General features: G+C 71.9%; 1 pseudogene. It reads right to left on the bottom strand.

Annotated elements, in window-relative coordinates:
• Positions 1–173: 173 nt before the first annotated feature.
• Positions 174–562: pseudogene (locus ACQI46_RS25605) on the bottom strand (hypothetical protein); the annotation flags it as partial.

The following is a 562-nucleotide window of genomic DNA, read 5'->3' as shown; positions in this document are numbered from 1 at the left end:
TGTGGTGGCCGGGATGTCGCAGTGCGGGAAGCGACAGGTCAGGTCGCGGCAGCGGATGAACTCGGCCAGGGTTCGGGAGGGGATGTAGCGCGGTTCGGCGGGGCTGTTGCCAGGGTGGATGATTTCGCGGATGCGGGCGTTGCCCAGCAGCGGGTGTAGCCCGGCGGCCGGGATCAGCCCGGCACCGAAGAGCAGGGCGGCTTTTGGCGCCGGCTTGGGCTCGGCTTGGGCATGCTCGACGCCGGCGGCTTGCTCGACGTCCGATGCTTGCTCACCGACGGGTCCCGGGCGCAGCTGCGCAGGCGCTGCGACCGGGTCGTTCTCGGCCCCCTCGCCGTCGGCCGGCTCGACCGGCTCGCCCTCGCCGTCGCCGTGGGCCGGTTCGCCCGCTCGCCGGGCTTGTCCTTTTTGGCTGCCTCGGCCGCGGCGGCTTGAGTGTGGTCGAGGGTGCTGGCCTCGGTGATGAGGTAGACGGTGGTGTTGGGAGTGGGGGCCGGGTGGTCGGCGGCCTCGCAGTCGGGCAGACCGCACTGGCAGACCAACGCATCGAGCCCGTAGCTGA

The organism is Mycobacterium sp. SMC-4 (genome assembly GCF_050205565.1).
Classification (GTDB): domain Bacteria; phylum Actinomycetota; class Actinomycetes; order Mycobacteriales; family Mycobacteriaceae; genus Mycobacterium.
The sequence above is the reverse complement of the archived record's forward strand: the minus strand, read 5'-3'. Positions and strand labels throughout refer to the sequence as shown.